Origin of the sequence: Pseudoduganella sp. R-43, assembly GCF_049913255.1 — a bacterium.
Lineage (GTDB): Bacteria > Pseudomonadota > Gammaproteobacteria > Burkholderiales > Burkholderiaceae_D > Rugamonas.
On record NZ_CP183988.1, the window covers coordinates 686,809 to 705,984 of the forward strand.

Genomic DNA, 19,176 nt, shown 5'->3' on the forward strand with positions numbered 1-19,176 from the left:
TTGACAACACTCTACATTCGGTATCCGGCCCGCGCCGCAGCCGCCGACAACGGCGTGCCGGCCAGCTGCCAGTTCGCGCTGGTGGGCGACGGCGGCAACGTGATGCAGCAGGGCGCCGGCGCGCTGGGCAACCTCGGCGAGCTGGTGTCCTCGGCGCGTCGCGTGGTGCTGCTGCTGGCTGCCGCCGATGTCTCGCTACTGAAGGTCAAGATGCCGCCGCTGTCGGGCGCCCGGCTGAAGGCCGCCCTGCCCAACCTGGTGGAAGAACAGGTCCTGGGCGACCCAGCCGACTGCGTGCTGGCCCTGGCCCCCGCCAGCGGCGACAGCGACGAGCGCGTGGTGGCCGTGGCCAACCGTGCCTGGCTGGAAGTGCTGGTCAAGGCACTGGTGGCGCAAGGCGCGCATGGCGTGGCGGCGCTGCCGGTGCAACTGAGCCTGCCGCTGGCGCCGGGCAGCGTGTCGGCGGCCCTCGGCGTGGACGATGCGGGCCTGGAGCTGACCCTGCGCACCGCGCCCAACGAAGGCCTGGGCCTGACCCTGCCCAATGCCCCCGAACCTGCGCTGCACACCCTGCGCGCCCTGGCCGGCGAAGCCCCGGTCACGCTGTACGTGGCGTCGGCCCAGCGCGCGGAATATGCCGCTGCGGCAGCCAATGTGCCGGGCATCACGGTTGAAGAAGACAACTGGGCGCACCGCATCGCGGCGGCGAAAGCGGTGCCGTTCGACCTGGCTGCCGGCCTGGGCGCCGTCAGCGGCGCCACCGCCCGCGCCTGGGCGCGCTGGAAATGGCCGTACCGCATCGCCGTCGCGGCTGTGCTGGTCAATATCGTCGGCATGAACTGGGAATGGATGCGCCTCAAGCGCGAAGCAGACGCCGTCAGGCAGAACATGGTGCAGGTGTTCCGCGCGGCTTATCCGAACCAGCCGGTCACCGGCGACCCGGCGGCGCAAATGCGCCGCAATATCGCCGTGGCGCGCGCCAGCAGCGGCGGCGGCACGCCTGATGAATTCACCAATATGAGCGCGGTGCTGGGCGAAGCGCTGGCCGTGCTGCCCAATCGCGAGGCGGTGGCAGGCATCGAGTACAAGGAACGCAGCATGACGGTCAAGTTCAAGCCGAACAGCGTCGACGCCAACGCGATGGCGCAGGTACAGGCCGCGTTGGCCCAGCGCAAGATGAGCGCCACCGAAAGCGGTCCTGGCGTGTGGCTGGTGAAGGCGGGGGGCAAATAATGGCAAAACTGAACGACGCCATGAACGGCTACCGCGCCGCTGCCGACGCCTGGTGGGCCGCACGCACCGAGCAGGAACAGCGCATGCTGGCCGTCGGCGGCATCGTGCTCGCCCTTGGCCTGGTGTGGGGCGTGCTGATCGATCCGGCGCTGAGCGGCCGCGCCAAGCTGCAGAAGGAGCTGCCGCAACTGAACCAGCAGGTGGCGGAGCTGCAGGCGCTGGCCGGCGAGGCCACCCAGTTGGCGGCCCAGCCGCCGGTGCAGCCGCAGCCCCTGAGCAAGGACGGTGTGGCGGCGCGGCTGCAAGCGGCCGGCCTGGCCACGCAAAACCTGGCAGTTACGGGCGATTACATTAAAGTGGAATTCAAGGGCGTGCCGTTTGCCGGCCTGGTGACCTGGCTCGATGCGATGCGGCGCGAACAGCGCGTGGTGGTGCAGGAAGGCAGCATGACGCAGCAAGGACCGGCTGGCCAGGTGGACGCCAACCTGACCCTGCGCCAGGAGTCTTCCCCGCAATGAAGCGCGCAGTCTTGTGGTTGCTGGCCATCGTGCTCAGCGCAGGCCTGACGGTGCTGGTGTTCCTGCCCGCGAGCTGGATGGGGCAAATGGTGGAAAGCCAGAGCGGCGGCCGTTTGACCCTGGGCGATGCGCAGGGTACGCTGTGGCGCGGCTCGGCCTTCATCGGCGGCGCCGCCAGCAAGGATGGCGCGGTCACGCCGCTGCTGCCGGGACGCTTCAGCTGGCGGCTGTCGCCGCTGGTGCTGTTCGGCAGCGTCGACATGGAACTGCAAAATCCGGACGCCCTGACGCAGCCGGTCACGCTGCGCGGCGGCTGGAACAGCTGGGACGTGAGCCCGGCGGCCCTGATGCTGCCGGCCGACGGCCTGGCGGGGCTGGGCGCGCCATTGAATACGCTGGCACCAAGCGGCCGCATGAAATTGTCCTGGACTTCGCTGCACCTGGCGCGCGAAGGGCAGGCGATGTCGCTGAACGGGCGCACCACGCTGGAAATGCAGGACATGTCGTCGCGCCTGACGCCGGTGAAGCCCCTGGGCAGCTACCAGCTGGCCTTCGACTGGAAGGGCCAGCAAGCCGCGCTGGCGTTGAATTCGCAGCGCGGCCCGCTGCTGTTAAGCGGTGCGGGAAAGTTTGCGCAAGGCCGCCTGGAGTTTTCCGGCCAGGCGGAAGCAGCAACAGGATTTGAAGACCAGCTTGGCGGCTTGTTAAGCATGCTGGGCCAGCGTAAGCCAAACAGCGTTAAAAACGTCATTGCACTAGAGTTCCGATAATGAAAACACACACTGCAAGCCCAACCCCCTTCCCGGCGCTGCGCCGCCTGAGCGCTGCCGCGCTGCTGTGCTGTGCGCTGGCGCCCGCCGCCGCTCCGGTGCCGGCCTGGGCTCAGCCCAATGACGAAGCCGCGCTGAATTTTGTCGGCGCCGACATCGAATCGGTGATCAAGGCCGTCGGCCACTACACCAACATCACCTTCCTGATCGACCCGCGCGTCAAAGGCACGCTGACCCTGGTCTCGGAAAAATCCATCACCAAGTCGCAAGCCTTCCAGCTGCTGGCCTCCGCGCTGCGCCTGCAAGGCTATGCCATCGTCAGCGGCGACGGCTACGCCAAGGTGGTGCCGGAAGCGGAAGCCAAGCTGCAGGCTTCGCCGACCGTGATCGGCGGCCAGAAAAGCCCGCAGGGCGACCAGATCGTGACCCAGGTATTCCACCTGAACCACGAGAACTCGGCCAACCTGGTGACCGTGCTGCGCCCCCTGATCACGCCCAACAACACCATCAACGCCAACCCGGGCAACAACACCCTGGTGATCACCGACTACTCGGACAACCTGAGGCGCCTGGCCAAGATCGTGGCCTCGCTCGATGCGCCGTCGTCGGCCGACCTGGACGTGGTGCCGGTGCGCTACGCCATCGCCAGCGACCTGGCCGCCATGATCAACAAGCTGATGGAACCGGGCGCCGGCGGCGACTCCGGCCGCGTCACCCTAGTGCCGGACCCACGCACCAACTCGCTGGTGGTGCGCGCGCCTTCGGCCGCACGCGCCAACCTGGCCAAGTCCCTGATCTCGAAACTGGACCAGCCGACCGCGCAAGCCGGCAATGTGCATGTGGTCTACCTGAAAAACGCCGAAGCGACCAAGCTGGCGGAAACCCTGCGCTCCGTGGTGTCGGGCGACGGCGGCAGCAGCCAGTCCGGCAGCAATAGCGGCAGCCTGTCTTCGCTGGGCGGCGCCGGCAGCGGCAACAGCCAGATGGGCCAGTCGGGCCTCGGTTCTTCCTCGCAATCGGGCAGCGGCCAGAACGGCCCGAGCAATCCTGCGCTGCAAAGCGGCAGCCGCAGCGGCTCGCAGTCGTCCGGCGCCGGCGGTTCGGCAGGCTATATCCAGGCCGACGCCACCACCAACACCCTGATCATCACCGCGCCGGAAGCCGTGTACCGCAACTTGCGCGCCGTGATCGACCAGCTCGACGTGCGCCGTGCACAGGTCTACATCGAGTCGATGATCGTTGAAGTGAACGCTGAAAAGCTGTCCGAATTCGGCGTGCAGTGGGCGGGCCTGAGCGGCAACTCCGGCAGCACCTACCGAGTCGGCGGCGGCACCTCGTTCGCGACCGATTCGGGCAACAACATCATTAATCTGAATAACATCGCCAACACCACAGACATCACGAAGCTGACTCCACCAGGCGCTGGCCTGACTCTGGGCGTGTTCAAGCAGCTCGCCAACGGCAAGTTGGGACTGGGCGCGATTGCCCATGCCCTTGGCTCGGACGGCGACAGCAATATCCTGTCAACGCCGAACATGATCACGCTTGATAATGAAGTGGCGACCATTAAGGTAGGCCAGAACGTGCCGATCGTGACCGGTTCGTTCACCACCACTTCGGGCACTAACAATAACCCGTTCCAGACCGTGGATCGCAAGGACATCGGCATTACCCTGAAAGTGCGCCCGCAGATTTCCGAAGGCGGCACCATCAAGCTGGCGATCTACAACGAAAGTTCGAGCATCGACAATAGCGTTCCTTCGAGCAGCGGCCTGATCCTGAAAAACCGCGTGATCGAGACCAATATCCTGGCTGACGACGGTCAGGTGCTGGTCCTCGGCGGCTTGATCCAGGACGACACCAGTGAAGGCGTGGAGAAAGTTCCGGGCCTGGGCGACATTCCTTTGATCGGCAACCTGTTCAAATACCAGAAGCGCCAACGCAAGAAAACCAACCTGATGGTGTTCCTGCGCCCTGTAGTGGTGCGCAACCGCGAGCAGCAAACGAGCCTGACGGCCGACCGCTATGACTTTATCCGCGCCTCGCAAGAAGCGTCGAAGCCAGAACCGAGCATGGTGGTGCAAGACCTGGGTCGTCCAACCCTGCCGCAACTGGTGAACGGCGAGCCGAATGGAGGCGGCCAGATGGTGCGCCCGATTCCGCCGGCGCCGCACACCGTGCCTGAACAGAAGCAACAGCAACAGTAAAAGCGAGCAATGACCAACCTCCTGCCCTATGCCTTTGCGCGCGACTTCCTGGTGCTGGCCCAGCCCAGCGCCGAAGCCGAGCACGCGGTCGATGTGATGATGTCGGCCGCCACGCCTGCGTCGGCGATTGCGGAAGTATCGCGCCGCTTTGGCCGCATCAACCTCAAGCACCTGTCGCGCGCCGACCTGGAGGCGGCGATTGCCACCGCCTACGCCAGCGCCAGCGGCGACGCCTCGCAGGTGGCGGAGGAATTCGACGCCGACCTGGACCTGACCAAGCTGCTGCAGGACGTGCCGGCCATCGAAGACTTGCTGGAATCGTCCGATGACGCGCCGGTGATCCGCATGATCAATGCCCTGCTGACGCAAGCCCTGCGCGACGGCGCCTCGGACATCCACATCGAGCCATTCGAACAGACCTCGGTGGTGCGCTTCCGCGTCGATGGCGCGCTGCGCGACATCGTGCGTCCGCGCAAGGCGATCCACGGCTCGCTGATCTCGCGCATCAAGATCATGGCGCAGCTGGACATCGCCGAAAAGCGCTTGCCGCAGGACGGCCGCATCACCTTGCGCGTGGGCGGCAAGCCGGTGGACGTGCGCGTCTCCACGCTGCCGACCGGCCACGGCGAACGCGCCGTGCTGCGCCTGCTGGACAAGGAAGCGGGCCGCCTCGACCTGTCCCACCTCGGCATGAGCGAAAAGATGATGGGGCAGTTCAACAGCCTGATCAACCAGCCGCACGGTATCGTGCTGGTCACCGGCCCGACCGGCTCCGGCAAGACCACCACGCTGTACGCCGCGCTGTCCATGCTGAACAACACCTCCACCAACATCATGACGGTGGAAGACCCGGTCGAATACGACCTGCACGGCGTGGGCCAGACCCAGGTCAACGCGCGCATCGACATGACTTTTGCCAAGGCCCTGCGCGCCATCCTGCGCCAGGACCCGGACGTGATCATGATCGGCGAGATCCGCGACCTGGAAACCGCGCAGATCGCGGTGCAGGCATCGCTCACCGGCCACCTGGTGCTGGCGACCCTGCACACCAACGACGCCGCTGCCGCCGTGACCCGTTTGCTGGACATGGGCATCGAGCCCTTCCTGCTGTCGTCCTCCCTGCTTGGCGTGCTGGCGCAGCGCCTGGTGCGCAAGCTGTGCCCGAGCTGCAAGACATTCGACGGCACGCAATGGAAAGCCGTGGGCTGCGAACATTGCGGCAATACCGGCTACCAGGGCCGCGTTGGCATCTACGAGCTGCTGCAGACGGACGAACATATCCGCGCCCAGATCCACGACCGCACCTCGGAAGCGGAGATCCGCGCCACCGCGCAGCAGCAAGGCGGCATGATCACCATGCGTGAAGACGGCGAGCGCTGGCTGCAGCAGGGCGTCACCACGCCGGCTGAATTGCTGCGCGTGACGAAGGACTAAGCGATGCCGGCCTTCCGTTATGAAGCCGTCGATGCGGCAGGCGCCAGCAAGAAGGGCGTGGTCAACGCCGACAGCGCCCGATCCGCGCGCGCCGACCTGCGTTCGCAGGGCCTGGTGCCGATCAAGGTCGACGCCATTGCGGCGCAAGTGGACGCCAGCGGCGCCGCGTCGCGCCGCGGCTTCGGCGAAAAGCTCAGCACCACCGAACTGGCGCTGTTCACGCGCCAGCTGGCCAGCCTGCTGGAAGCGGGCCTGCCGCTGGAGCAAGCCTTCACCGCGTTGCTGGAGCAGGCCGAGCGCCCGTATGTGCGCGACCTGGTGGCCTCGATCCGCTCGGAAGTCATGGGCGGCTCTTCGCTGTCGGACGTGCTGTCGCGCCATCCGCGCGACTTCCAGGAAATTTACCGCGCGCTGGTGGCCTCGGGCGAGCAGATCGGCCAGTTGTCGCGCGTGCTGTCGCGCCTTGCCGATTACATCGAACGCCGCAACGCGCTGGTGCAGAAGGTCAAGCTGGCCTTTACCTACCCGGCCATCGTGACCGTGGTGGCCTTCCTGATCGTGATCTTCCTGCTCACCTATGTGGTGCCGCAGATCGTGTCGGTGTTTGCCAATACCAAGCAGAAGCTGCCGTTGCTGACCGTGATCATGCTGGCGATTTCGGACTTCGTGCGCAGCTATGGCTTTGCCGTGCTGGGCATCCTGATTGCTGGCGGTTTCGTGGTGCGGCGCATGCTGCAGAACCCCGACATCAAGCTGCGCTGGCACACCTGGCTCCTGACGGCGCCGCTGTACGGCAAGTTCGAACGCAGCCTGAACACCTCGCGCTTCGCCAGCACGCTGGCGATCACCACCGGCTCGGGCGTGCCTATCCTGCGCGCACTGGAAACCAGCCGCGACACACTATCCAACGTGGCCATGCGCCAGCTGGTCGAGCAGGCCAGCGATTCGGTGCGCGAGGGCGCCAGCCTGGCGCGTTCGCTGTCGGCGCAAAAACACTTCCCGCCGATGCTGATCCACATGATCCGTGCCGGCGAAATCACCGGCGAACTGCCCGCCATGCTGGACCGCGCCGCCAGCGCACAGGAATCGGACCTGGAGCGCCGCACGCTGACCATCGCCGGCCTGCTGGAACCGATGCTGATCCTGGCGATGGGCGTGGTGGTGCTGCTGATCGTGCTGGCCGTGCTGATGCCGATCATCGAAATCAACCAGCTCGTGCGCTGAACCTGGAGAATTGAATTGAAACGTTTGCCTTTGATCTGCAGTGTGGCCGCCGTCGCGGTGCTGTCTGCCTCGCTGGCCTATTGGGGCATGCAGCTGTTCAAGCCCAAGCAGCGCCCGATTGCGGCGGTGCCGGTGGCCCAGATGCCGGAAGCGAACATGGACGCGGCGCGCGGGCTGTTTGGCGGGAACACCGCGGTGGCTGTGGTGAGCAACTACCAGTTGCGCGGTGTGGTGGCCGATACGCGTGGCCACGGAAGCGTGGCGATCATTTCGGCTGACGGGCAGCCGGCCAAGGCTTTCCCGCTCGGTTCCGAGGTGTCGCCTGGTGTCAGCGTGAAGGAAGTGCAGCCGCGTCATGTGATCCTGATGGAAGGCGGCGTGCAGAAGCGCCTTGACCTGATGAGCGACCAGGGTGTGAGTTCGACCGGTGGCATCGTCGGGCCGGTTGGCATGGGCGGGCCGCAGGAGCCTCCGCCAGTCCCCCTGCCGCAGCCGGCCACGCCAATGGCGCCGCCGCCAGTGCAGATGGCGCCGGCGCAGCCGCCAACCATGTCGGCGCAACCGACCGGTGGAGCGCCGCAAGCGCGATGAAGCGCTTAATATTTGTCCTAGCTTTATGCACGGGCCTTGCCTGCGCAGCCGAAAACCCGGAAAGCGGGGTCAGGCCCATGGGGCAGACCCCTGACACGCGGCAGTCGCTGGCAGGTGTCGGACCCAGTGGGTCTGACACAGGGGTGCCGGTTTCACGCCGCCCTCGCGTTGCCCTAGTATTAAGCGGCGGCGGCGCCCGCGGCTTCGCCCACGTCGGCGTCCTGCGCGCCCTGCAACAAATGCGCATCCCGGTCGACATCGTGGTCGGCACCTCGATGGGCAGCGTGATCGGCGGCGCCTGGGCCGCCGGCGCCTCCCTGAAAGACCTGGAAACCATGGCCGCCACCACCGACTGGGACAGCGTGGTAGCCGACCGCCCCGCACGTGACGAGCTGCATTTCCGCCGCCGCGACGAAGACATCCAGATCCCGTCGCGCATCGAATTCGGCATCACGCGCCACGGCGTGCTGGGCCCGCCCGGCGCCGCCAGCAATGCCGCGCTGGAAATGGCCCTGCAACGCCTGCTGCCGCGCGGCACGCGCGACCTGCCGGTCAGCCAGTTGCCGCTGCCGTTCCGCTCGGTCGCCTCCGACCTGCTGACCGGCGAACTGGTCGTGCTCGACAACACGCCGTTGTTCCAGACCATCCGCGCCTCGCTGGCCGTGCCGGGCGTGTTCGCGCCGGTGCGCATCAAGGACCACCTGGTGGTCGATGGCGGCCTGGTTCGCAACCTGCCGGTCGACATGGCGCGTGCCATGGGCGCCGACATCGTCATCGCGGTCAACGTTGGCACCACGCTGGCGCCGGAAAAGGAATTGGGCAGCGCGCTGGGCGTCGCCAACCAGATGCTGCAGATCCTGACCGAACAGAACGTGCAGCGCTCGCTCAGCGAGTTGCGCAAGGACGATATCCTGATCGCCCCCAAGCTGGATGGCATCACTTTCCTCGATTTCTCCACCTGGGAGAAAGCCATGGCCGCCGGCGAAGCGGCTGCGCGCGAGCTGGAGCCGCGCCTGGCTGCGCTGGCGCTGCCGGAACGCGAGTACGTCAGTATGGAAAGCTTGCGCCTGGCGACGCCGGCCGACTCGGATCGTCCCGTCAAGCTGGCCAAGGTACAGGTCCAGGGTGCGCGCGAAGTGAATCCCGAAGTGCTGGAAAAGCAGTCCGGCCTGGTGATCGGCCAGCCGACCACGCGCGAGCAGGTGCGCCAGGCCGCCGTTGCGTTGTACGGCCGCGGCGACATGGCGCGCGTGGAAACCGATATCGACGACATGGATGGCGAACGCACTGTCACCATCCGCGCCACGGAAGCCGAATGGGCGCGCAGCCGCATGCGCGTCGGCCTCGAGCTGGCCAGCGACTTCCGCGACTCGAACAATTTCGCCATCAAGGTGATGCACGTGCTCTCCGCGCTCAATAGCTGGGGCGGCGAGTTGCGCACCGAGGGGCGCCTGGGCAATGAACGCGGCCTCGGCATCCAGTGGTGGCAGCCCTTGGGCGCGGGTTCGCAATGGTTCGTGATGCCGTCGGCGCAAGTTGGCAGGATTGCCGGCGATATCTTCCAGAAGGAGCGGCGCATGGCGCGTGTGGCCTACAGCACGCGCGCCGCGTCATTTGCGCTGGGGCGGCAGTTCGGCAACTGGGGCGAACTGTCGGTCGGCGTCACGCGCCAGGCCAACTCGGTGCGTCCGCTGATCCCGCAAGACCCTGCGGTTCCCGTGAACCGCGTGTACAACAGCAAGACTTTCGCCCGCTTCCGCGTCGATACGCTCGACTCCCTGGCCTTCCCGACACGCGGCACCCTGATCACCATCGGCCGCGAGCAAACGCCGGGCAGCGGCAAGAGCGTGGGCACGGGCGGCGTCAACTGGGGCGCGACGGCGCTGCAGGCTTTCGAGTGGAACGACTGGGCCGGCCATGTATCGGCGGAGTGGGCCAAGGCGCAAGCCGGCGCTTCGCCGGTAACCCTGGGTGGCTTCCTGCGCCTGTCTGGCACGCCGACCGATTCGATCCAGGAACCAACCATTTTGCTGGGCCGCCTGGTGCTGGCGCGCCGCATCGCAGCGTTGCCGAGTGCGTTCGGCGGCACCATGCGTGCCGGCTTCTCGCTCGAGACCGGCGGTGGCTTTGACCGCGGGACCAGCGCGACCGGCCGCGCGCTGAAACAGGCGGGAAGTGCATTCCTGTCGGTGGAAACCCGCTTCGGCCCCTTGTTCCTTGGCGCCGGCGCCACCCGCAGCGGCGAAGAAACCCTCTACCTCTTCCTTGGCCCGGTCTGGTAAGCCGGCCTCCCACTGGTGAGAATTCGATAGGCTTATAGCAATATTGTTTGATAAACTAGGTTGCTCAGGGGTAACTGCCTCTCCAGCCATCATATTCGTGTGGAAAAGAACTCTATTATGAAAAGCAGGCTTTTAGCGGCCGCCGCCGTGTTCATCTTCATTTGCCAGGGCAGCGCCATGGCAGCCGAGTTTGTCGATGAGGTAAAAGAATTCCGCTCGACAAATAAGGAAGCAAGCGCAGACATTTCCGAAATTGCCAGAAAATATATCGCAGCGGGCCAATCGCAAGAAACGGTCGAGCATTACTTGAAGGCTCAGAAGTTCAGCTTGAACTACCAGCCGGTTGCCGCCGGCAAGGTGCAGACGCTGGTCGCCGTCCACGCCGGGAAAGGTGCGGACAGCATCGGATTTCACGACGAGATCCGGGTCATCGTCACTTTCGAGCATGGCGTGGCCAAACGCGTCAACAGCAGGTTGATTTATCGCGCACTGTAATTGCCGGCGCTGGTTGGCGGAAAGGCGGCGCTATTCGTTGTCGGCGCCGGACAGCTTCTTGTCGATCAGCTTTTTGGCAGACTGGCGGTCGGCGGTGGTGCGGCTCTTGTCGTGCGGCCCCGCGGCGCGCGCCTTGGCCAGCGCCGCAATCGGATTGCGGGGCTTGCCAAAGTGTTGCGAGGGCTCGACGCGGATCCGCATCTTCTGCCGCGTCGCCAGTTGCTTGTTAGCCATTACAGTACGTAGCGTGACAGGTCTTCGTTGACGGCCAGCGCATCCAGCCGCTGGTTCACATAGGCTGCATCAATGGTGAGGTTCTTGTCGCCGGTTTCGGTCGCCGTGTAGGAGATCTCTTCCAGCAGCTTTTCCATCACCGTGTACAGGCGGCGTGCGCCGATGTTCTCGGTGCGCTCGTTGACCTGGAAGGCAATCTCCGCCAGGCGATTGATGCCGTCCGGCGCGAATTCCAGCTGCACGCCTTCGGTCGCCAGCAAGGCCTGGTATTGCTTGGTCAGACAGGCGTCGGTACTGGTCAGGATACGCTCGAAGTCCGCAATCGACAACGACTCCAGCTCAACGCGGATAGGGAAGCGGCCCTGCAGCTCGGGGATCAGGTCCGACGGTTTTGCCAGGTGGAAGGCGCCGGAAGCGATGAACAGGATGTGGTCGGTGCGCACCATGCCGTACTTGGTGTTGACCGTGGTGCCTTCCACCAGCGGCAGCAGGTCGCGCTGCACGCCTGCGCGCGAGACGTCGGCGCCGCCCACCTCCGAGCGCGAAGCGATCTTGTCCACCTCGTCCAGGAACACGATGCCGTTCTGCTCCACGTTGGCGAGCGCCTTCTTCTTCATCTCGTCTTCGTTGACCAGCTTGGCCGCTTCCTCGTCCAGCAGGAATTTCATGGCTTCCTTGATCTTGACCTTGCGCGCCTTCTTGCGGCCGCCGCCCATGCCGGAGAACATGGACTTGATCTGCTCGGTCATTTCCTCCATGCCCGGCGGCGCCATGATTTCCATGGTCGGGTTCTGCTCGGCCAGTTCGATCTCGATTTCCTTGTCGTCGAGCTCGCCCTGGCGCAGGCGCTTGCGGAAAGTCTGGCGTGTGGCGTCGTCGGTGCGCGGCTCGGCCGAGGCATTGGCAAAGCCGAAGTCGCGCGGCGGCGGCAACAGGATGTCGAGGATGCGGTCTTCCGCCGCATCTTCGGCGCGGGCGCGCACCTTGGCCATTTCCGATTGGCGGGTCTGCTTCACGCCGATCTCGATCAGGTCGCGGATGATGGTGTCGACGTCGCGGCCCACGTAGCCGACTTCGGTGAACTTGGTGGCTTCGATCTTGATGAACGGCGCGTCGGCCAGCTTGGCCAGGCGGCGTGCGATCTCGGTCTTGCCGACGCCGGTCGGGCCGATCATCAGGATGTTCTTCGGGGTGATTTCATGGCGCAGCGGTTCTTCCACCTGCTGGCGGCGCCAGCGGTTGCGCAGCGCGATGGCGACGGCCTTCTTGGCCTTGCCCTGGCCGACCACATGCTTGTCGAGTTCGCCGACGATTTCTTGAGGGGTCATGTTCATGCTGGGTCCAGGGTCTCGATAATGTGGTTCAGGTTGGTGTAGATGCACAGCTCGCCAGCAATGGTGAGCGACTTCTTCACGACTTCGCTTGGGGACATGTCGGTGTTCTCGATCAGGGCCTTGGCAGCCGACTGGGCATAGCTGCCACCGGAGCCGATGGCGCCGATGCCGCCTTCCGGTTCCAGCACGTCGCCGTTACCGGTGATCACCAGGGTGGAATCCTTGTCGGCCACCAGCAGCATGGCTTCCAGGCGGCGCAAGACGCGGTCGGTGCGCCAGTCCTTGGCCATCTCGACCGAGGCGCGCAGCAGGTTGCCCTGGTGTTTTTCCAGCTTGGCTTCGAAGCGGTCGAGCAGGGTGAAGGCGTCGGCGGTGCCGCCGGCAAAGCCGCACAGGACCTTGTTCTGGTACAGCTTGCGCACCTTGCGCGCCGTGCCCTTCATGACGATGTTGCCAAGCGTGACCTGGCCATCGCCGCCGATCGCGACATCGTTGCCGCGACGCACGCACAGGATGGTAGTGCCGTGAAATTGTTCCATGTTAATACCTTTGTTGGGGATTAACGCGGTACTTTGGGGCCGAAGCCCCAAAATTCAACTGATCAGTACTTGTGAGGGAAGAGCCGCGCTATATCAGCATAACCCAGCAGGCGCATCAGTGCTGCCACCAGATGGTTCAGGTCGCGGAACTCGACCCGGCGGCTGGCGCCTGCCAGTTCCGCCACCTTGCTTTGCAGGGCGCTGGCGGCGCCGAATTCCATGCGCGCCAGGCGGCCGCAGTCAAAGACCACCACCTGGTTTTCGCTGGCATAGGCGTCGATGGCCGTCAGCAGGGTGCCGATGTCGCCTTCGATCACGGCCGGCAGCATGAAGCGGTCGGAAGCGGCCGCCGTGGCCTGGCGTGGTGCGTTGGCAACCTTCTTTGGCGCGACGAAAGGCGGTGGCGATACCTCGAAGGTGACGCAGTAATCCATCGAGGCTTCTTCGAATTCCTTTTCCTGGTTCAGCAGGCGCAGCAGTTCAAGGTAGAGCAGCCACGGCGCTTCTCCGCCATCGCGGTTGCCGATGGTCAGGATGCAGCGAACCTGCTCCGCCAGCTCGGCGGCACCGACCACGATCAGGTCGCGATCAGCGGCCTGCACCTTCTTCAGGGCCGCCAGCAGGAGGGCGCAGCCTTCCGGGTCGACGCCGTTGACGCGCGAGAAATCCAGGCGCAGCGGCTGCTTCTGGTCCATGCCATCCAGCCGCTCCAGCTGGGCTGCGACGGAAGCGTTCAGGATGCCGGCCAGGCCCAGGGTCGGGGTCACGCCGGAATAGCCGCGCGTTACTTCCGGGGCCTTGCTGTCCGCGCTGGCGGGCGGGACCCAGGACGGCGGCGAGGTTTCATACTGGCTGGCGTAGTCGATCGAGACGTTCTCGAACGATTCCTGGCGGCCCAGTACCTGGTAGAGGTCGAACAGCATCCACCAGACAGTGCGGTCCTGCGCCGAGTCGGGCAGGCTGCCCAGCAGCATCTGTTCGGCCACTTCGGCCTGGCCGTTGGAATACAGGATCGCGATCTCTTCCACGATCGGCGCGCTTTCGGCGGCCGCCGCTTCGAGCGGCATATCCTCGTCGCCCAGCAGTTCGGTGGTGTACTGGTCCAGCAGGGGCAGGGTGGCGCCATCATTGGCGGCAGCGGCGGCAGCTGGCTGCAGCGTGCGCGGCTTGCGGGCCCAGGCCGGCTCCGGTTCGTTGAAGATGTCCGCAGCCATCGCCGCCTCGATGGCATCGATCTTCATGGCGGTGGCGCGGGCGATTTCGCGTTGCAGGTCCGACTGTTGCGCGCGTTGACGCTCCAGTTCGCTGTTCGCGGCCAGGCGTGCAGCGTCCGCATCGTCTGTTTCGACGGCGCGTTCGTCAACCTTGCCTTTTTTGAAAATGGAGAACAGTCCCATAGGATCACTAGTGTAGCCCAACGGAAAATTATAAGGGCGTACCGTACGTGTAAAGAAAAGAAAAAAGCACGCCTAAGCGTGCTTTTTCTCGATTTGTGGCAGTTCAGTCGCCGTACAGCTTCTGTTTCAGCTCACGGCGCTGCTGTGCTTCCAGCGACAGGGTAGCCGTTGGACGTGCGATCAGGCGTGGAATGCCGATCGGTTCGCCGGTCTCCTCGCAATAACCATAGTCGTTATTGTCGATCGCCGCGATCGATTGCTGCACTTTCTTCAGCAGCTTGCGCTCACGGTCACGGGTACGCAGTTCCAATGCGTGCTCTTCTTCGATGGTGGCGCGGTCGGCGGGGTCCGGCACCAGCACGGTTTCGCGCAGGTGTTCGGTGGTTTCGCCAGCGTTCTTCAGCAATTCTTTTTCAAGGTTCTGCAGCTTGTTCTTGAAAAACGCCATCTGGGCCGGATTCATATAGTCCTTGTCGCTCATCTTCAGAATTTCTTCTTCGGTGAGCAGGACTTCTGCGGCGGGGGTCGATTTATTTGCTTTTGTCATGACTTCGCTTACCTTCGATACGACAGAGTTTTCAAATTTCTGCTTGGGTGGCGTCAAAAAAAACGCCTTAGTTTATACCAAACATTGTTCAAGGCCAGTAATAAAGATGTCTTTTGGGAGATTTTTGCCAATAAACACCATTTTGCTTGCCCGTGGCTCGTTTTCCCCCCATTTTGCACCCAGGTCGCTGCCCATCAACTGGTGCACGCCCTGGAACACTACTTTCCTCTCTGCGCCCTGCATCAACAATACGCCTTTGTAACGCAACATGCGAGGACCGTACACATCAACGAGACCGCCCAGGAATTCGTCCAGCTTGGCCGGGTCGAACGGGCGTTCGCTCTTGAAGACGAAGGCCGCGATATCGTCGGTATGATGGGCGTGGTGATGATCGTGATGGCCGCAGTGCTCGTCGTGCACATGGCCATGTTCGTGGTCGTGCTCGCTTCCATCGTGAAGGTCCGCGGCCAGGAAGTCGGGATCGATTTCCAGCTTTTCATTCAGGTTGAAGCCGCGCAGGTCGAGCACCTCGGTCAGCGGCGCCTTGCCGAAATCGGAACGGCTGATCGGCGCGCGCGGGTTGATGCGCTTCAGGCGGGCAGTCAGTGCATCGACGGCGGCGGCATCCACCAGGTCGGTCTTGGACAGCAGGATCTTATCGGCAAAGCCGACCTGGCGCTGCGCTTCTTCGTGCTCATCCAGCTGCTGCATGGCGTGGCGCGCATCGACCACCGTGACCACGGCGTCGAGCAGGTAGTTAGCGCCTACTTCCTCGTCGATGAAGAACGTCTGGGCTACCGGGCCGGGATTGGCCAGGCCGGTGGTTTCAATCACGACGCGGTCGAACTCGATTTCGCCGGCGGCGCGGCGCTTGGCCAAATCGCTCAGGCCGACGATCAGGTCGCCGCGCACGGTGCAGCAGATGCAGCCGTTATTCATTTCCACGATTTGCTCGCGCGATTCCTGCACCAGGATTTCGTTGTCGATATTTTCCTGGCCAAACTCGTTTTCGATCACGGCGATCTTCATGCCATGCTCTTCACGCAGGATGCGGTTCAGCAGCGTGGTTTTGCCGGCGCCAAGAAAGCCGGTCAGGATAGTGGTGGGAATCATTGCCATAGTCGTACGAGAAGCATTTGGAATCGGTCGATTATGCCGGAATTCTGGAAATGCTGGCAAATGGGCAAACTTGAGCGGGATCAAGTTCCCGGCTATTTAATTTTAGCCCTTGGATGGGCCTTGTCATAGACCAGCGCCAGGTGCTGGAAATCAAGGGCGGTATACACCTGGGTCGAAGTGATGCTGGCGTGGCCCAGCATGTCCTGCACGGCGCGCAGGTCGCCCGAGGATTGCAGCACGTGCGAGGCAAACGAATGACGCAGCATGTGCGGATGGACCGCGACCGGCGCACCGGCCCGGATGCCGTGGGCCTTCAGCCGCAGCTGCACCACGCGCGGCGTGACGCGCTTGCCGCGCTCGTTGACGAACAGGGCATTGCTGCCATCGGCCGGCGCCGGGCGCACCGCCAGCCAGCGTTGCAGGGCATCGAGGGCGGCGCTGCCGACCGGCACGCGGCGCATCTTGTTGCCCTTGCCGGTCACCACGACTTCCGCGTTGCCCAGTTCCAGCCAGCCCAGCGATGCGGGCTGGCCATCGCCGGCCTTGCGGAATTCGCGGTCCAGGCTGGCCAGTTCGGACACCCGCAGGCCGCTCGAATACAGCAGTTCGAACATGGCGCGGTCGCACAGGCGGGCCGGCTCGCCAGCATCGGCAGCCGGCATGGCAGGCGCCACCAGCTGCACCGCATCGTCGACCGAGAGGGCCTTGGGCAAGGTCTTGGCCCGCTTGGGCGCGCGCACGCCTTCCACCGGATTGGCGGCCAGCGCGCTGTGCTGGCCCAGCCAGGCAAAGAAGCCGCGCCAGCCGGACAGCTTGCGCGCGATGCTGCGCGCATCCAGGCCGCGGCTATGCAGCTGGGCCGCGTAGCGGCGGATATCGAAGTGGCTGAGGGCGTCCCAGGCTTTGCCGTCGGACAGCGCGGCCAGCTCGCGCAGGTCGCGCCCGTAAGCAGCGACCGTGTGCGCGGACAGCTTGCGCTGGGTGGCCAGGTGGGCCAGGTAGGCGTCGGCCTGTTCGAGCTTGCCGGCGCCGCTCATGGAAGGTTCGGCCTTGATGCTAGGCCAGCAGGGGCGCCAGGGCAACGCTGGCGGTTTCGCCGATGTGGACCAGGAAATCGGTCGCCATCAGGGAAGTGAAGCGTTCCGGATCCGGCGAGCCCATGATCAGCAGGCCGAAGGCCGGGCCTTTGGCGCCGGGCTTGCGCAGCGGCAGGATGACGGTTGACTTGATGCGCTCCGCATCGTCCAGCCAGCGCACCGCTTCGAAATCGTTGTTGCTGCCGCAGTAAGGCGTCAACAGGCTGTTGGCGAACAGGCGGGCATCCTCGGAGACGCCGCTGGCAAACCATGCGCCGGCGAATTCGTCGCTCACGTTGAACAGGCGCAGGGTCGCGGCCGGCACCTGGAAGCTGTCGACCAGGCCTTGCACGATGGCGCGCGGCACTTCGGCATCGTCGCGGGTTTGCAGGATGGCCTGGTTCCAGCTGTGGAAGCGGTTGGCAATGGCGGCGTTGGCCTCCGCGTGGCGGGTCAGTTCTGCCATGCGCAATTCCAGCGCCTTGTATTTGTCGCGCATGACTTCCATCTGGCGTTCCTGCAGCGAGACCGCACGCCCGGTCAGTGGGCTGGACAGCCTGACGTCGCCGAGCAGATTGGCGTGTTCTTCGAAGAAGTGGGGATTGTCGGCCAGGTACTGCGCGACGATTGCGGAATCCAGGGTGTCGGTCATTGTTGATGTCACATCGAATGTTGCAGGCGTGGACATTTTAACCGATCCAAACCGGTAAACCAGTGTCAGACCCAAGGGTCTGACACTCAACCCGCGGCGGAAGAGCAGACTGGGTCAGCCCTTTGGGTCTGACCCAGGTTTACCGGTTTTAGAAATTGTGATGAATACCCAGCGCGTAATGATTCTGGTTGGTATCCGAAGTCGCCGTCGCAGTGAGCGGCAGCTTCTTCTGCGACAGGTCCAGGTACAGATAGGTACGCGGCGACAAGCTGTATTCATAGCCGACCGAGAACTGCTTGGTCTTCAGCTGCCCATCCGGGTCCTTCTGGCCATAGCCGATCAGGAACTTGCCCGGCCCGACAGTGTAGTTCGCACCCAGCATCCATGAAGTGATGCCGTCATTGCTGGCCAGGATATGGCCCAGGTCCTGTTTACCGTAGTTGGCCATCAGCTTCAGGTCAGGAATCGGGCGGTAATAAGCGCCGATCGAATGCCATTTGACTTCGGTGGCATTGCGTTCGGTACCGGCGTAGATCGCCCACTGCGGCAGCGTGCCCGGCGCCATGTACGTAGCGCTGACCGAATACGGATAGGCGCCGGCCAGCGAGCCCACCGGATACTGCGGCGCCGCTGCGGTGCCGCGGCCGACAATCGGAGTCGTCAGGCCATTGTTTTCCTTGCTGCCGATGGTCACATTGAACTGGAAGCCATTCCACACCGGCGTGTTGTACCAGATGGCGTTGGAGAAGCGGTTGCCGGAATTGCCGGCAATGCCCAGAGGATCGGAGCCGCTGCCCGACAGGGCGGTGCGGTAGCCCGCCACCATGATGTCGGTCTGAAAGCCGGCGGGGTTCGGCATGCCGGACCATGGCTCGAACTGGGTCGTGGTTTCCTGCAGGGAAGTCAGTGCGCGGCCGGCGCGAATGGTACCGAAGCCGCCTTGCAGGCCGACCCGGCTCTGGCCCTGGAACAGCGGACGGGTCACGCCTTCAATGGTGCCGGTATCGGGCTCGAAGCGGATCTCCAGCTGGAACAGCGCCTTCAGGCCGCTGCCCAGGTCTTCCACCCCGCGGAAGCCCAGCTTGTTGTTGTCGCGCTTGGCTTCCTGGACGGCGGAATTGGCCGTATGGGTCGTCTTGGTAATGCCGGCATCCAGCGTGCCATAAATTGTGACCGAGGATTGGGCAAAGGCGGCACTGCTGAAGGCGCCCATCAAGGCCAGGGCCAATAACGATTTCTTCATGTGTTCTTCCTTTTTATGAGTCAAACCGGGTACAGGGATGCTTATACGATAAGTGCAGACAGCGCCGTATCCGGGCCGATTGGTCATCTACCTGCACGAAAAAGGGTCAAAACCGTCCAGTGCTGTTGTATTTTTGAAACGCTTGCCAGCCTGTTCATTTAGTGAAAGAGCTGTAAGGAAGCCGAAAGCTAGGGCTGTCACATTTGTCACATATCAAAAAGTCCGGGAGTCATGCGCCAGCGCAGAGTGGTGCGGCTACACTGGACATGCAGCTTATTCCT

Annotated in this window: 18 protein-coding genes; 9 read left to right on the forward strand and 9 right to left on the reverse strand. The window is 64.1% G+C overall.

Annotated features, from left to right (window positions below):
- From gspL to ACN9M3_RS03310, 9 genes are all read left to right on the forward strand, one after another.
- The gene (gspL, locus tag ACN9M3_RS03270) at positions 1-1,233 is read left to right on the forward strand and encodes a type II secretion system protein GspL (protein ID WP_426320518.1); all 1,233 of its coding nucleotides are present in this window, start codon (positions 1-3) and stop codon (positions 1,231-1,233) included.
- Complete coding sequence (gene gspM, locus ACN9M3_RS03275; RefSeq protein WP_426167521.1) at positions 1,233-1,751, forward strand: type II secretion system protein GspM; 519 nt, start codon at positions 1,233-1,235, stop codon at positions 1,749-1,751. Before gspL ends, gspM begins: the two co-directional genes overlap by 1 nt.
- Positions 1,748-2,521, forward strand: a complete 774-nt coding sequence (locus tag ACN9M3_RS03280) for a type II secretion system protein N (protein WP_426320520.1) — start codon at positions 1,748-1,750, stop codon at positions 2,519-2,521. The genes gspM and ACN9M3_RS03280 overlap by 4 nt, the downstream gene beginning before the upstream one ends.
- On the forward strand, positions 2,521-4,728 hold the full coding sequence (gene gspD / locus ACN9M3_RS03285) for a type II secretion system secretin GspD (protein ID WP_426167525.1): 2,208 nt from the start codon (positions 2,521-2,523) through the stop codon (positions 4,726-4,728). The genes ACN9M3_RS03280 and gspD overlap by 1 nt, the downstream gene beginning before the upstream one ends.
- A 9-nt stretch (positions 4,729-4,737) precedes the next feature.
- Positions 4,738-6,162 (forward strand): type II secretion system ATPase GspE, encoded by a 1,425-nt coding sequence (gene gspE, locus ACN9M3_RS03290; protein ID WP_426167527.1) that lies wholly within the window; start codon positions 4,738-4,740, stop codon positions 6,160-6,162.
- Positions 6,163-6,165: 3 nt separating this feature from the next.
- Positions 6,166-7,386, forward strand: coding sequence for a type II secretion system inner membrane protein GspF (gspF, locus tag ACN9M3_RS03295; protein ID WP_426167529.1), 1,221 nt, complete (start codon positions 6,166-6,168; stop codon positions 7,384-7,386).
- A 15-nt stretch (positions 7,387-7,401) separates the two neighbouring features.
- Positions 7,402-7,977, forward strand: coding sequence for a type II secretion system protein N (locus tag ACN9M3_RS03300; RefSeq protein ID WP_426320523.1), 576 nt, complete (start codon positions 7,402-7,404; stop codon positions 7,975-7,977).
- 77 nt (positions 7,978-8,054) lie between these two features.
- Positions 8,055-10,259: a patatin-like phospholipase family protein gene (locus ACN9M3_RS03305; RefSeq protein WP_426167533.1), complete on the forward strand. Its 2,205-nt coding sequence runs from the start codon at positions 8,055-8,057 to the stop codon at positions 10,257-10,259.
- Between the two features lie 117 nt (positions 10,260-10,376).
- Positions 10,377-10,754, forward strand: a complete 378-nt coding sequence (locus tag ACN9M3_RS03310) for a hypothetical protein (RefSeq protein WP_426167535.1) — start codon at positions 10,377-10,379, stop codon at positions 10,752-10,754.
- Between the two features lie 30 nt (positions 10,755-10,784).
- On the opposite strand, the gene ACN9M3_RS03315 is transcribed toward ACN9M3_RS03310, so the two are convergent.
- From ACN9M3_RS03315 to ACN9M3_RS03355, 9 genes are all read right to left on the reverse strand, one after another.
- Positions 10,785-10,988: a hypothetical protein gene (locus ACN9M3_RS03315; protein WP_426320528.1), complete on the reverse strand. Its 204-nt coding sequence runs from the start codon at positions 10,986-10,988 to the stop codon at positions 10,785-10,787.
- The gene (gene hslU, locus ACN9M3_RS03320; protein WP_426167539.1) at positions 10,988-12,322 is read right to left on the reverse strand and encodes an ATP-dependent protease ATPase subunit HslU; all 1,335 of its coding nucleotides are present in this window, start codon (positions 12,320-12,322) and stop codon (positions 10,988-10,990) included. Before hslU ends, ACN9M3_RS03315 begins: the two co-directional genes overlap by 1 nt.
- Positions 12,319-12,861, reverse strand: coding sequence for an ATP-dependent protease subunit HslV (gene hslV / locus ACN9M3_RS03325; protein WP_426167541.1), 543 nt, complete (start codon positions 12,859-12,861; stop codon positions 12,319-12,321). The genes hslU and hslV overlap by 4 nt, the downstream gene beginning before the upstream one ends.
- Positions 12,862-12,923: 62 nt before the next feature.
- Entirely contained in the window at positions 12,924-14,258 is a 1,335-nt protein-coding gene (locus ACN9M3_RS03330) for an STAS domain-containing protein (protein WP_426320530.1), read from the reverse strand.
- A 103-nt stretch (positions 14,259-14,361) separates the two neighbouring features.
- A complete protein-coding gene (dksA, locus tag ACN9M3_RS03335) occupies positions 14,362-14,805 on the reverse strand; it encodes an RNA polymerase-binding protein DksA (RefSeq protein WP_057265949.1) in 444 nt (147 codons plus the stop codon).
- A 72-nt stretch (positions 14,806-14,877) separates the two neighbouring features.
- Positions 14,878-15,924, reverse strand: a complete 1,047-nt coding sequence (locus tag ACN9M3_RS03340; RefSeq protein WP_426320531.1) for a CobW family GTP-binding protein — start codon at positions 15,922-15,924, stop codon at positions 14,878-14,880.
- A gap of 92 nt (positions 15,925-16,016) precedes the next feature.
- Positions 16,017-16,961 carry a tyrosine recombinase XerC gene (locus tag ACN9M3_RS03345; protein WP_426320532.1) on the reverse strand — a complete coding sequence of 315 codons (945 nt, stop codon included), beginning with the start codon at positions 16,959-16,961 and terminating at the stop codon, positions 16,017-16,019.
- Between the two features lie 19 nt (positions 16,962-16,980).
- Positions 16,981-17,652 (reverse strand): DUF484 family protein, encoded by a 672-nt coding sequence (locus tag ACN9M3_RS03350; RefSeq protein ID WP_426167549.1) that lies wholly within the window; start codon positions 17,650-17,652, stop codon positions 16,981-16,983.
- Positions 17,653-17,800: 148 nt separating this feature from the next.
- Complete coding sequence (locus ACN9M3_RS03355) at positions 17,801-18,895, reverse strand: porin (RefSeq protein ID WP_426320534.1); 1,095 nt, start codon at positions 18,893-18,895, stop codon at positions 17,801-17,803.
- Positions 18,896-19,176: the final 281 nt, after the last annotated feature.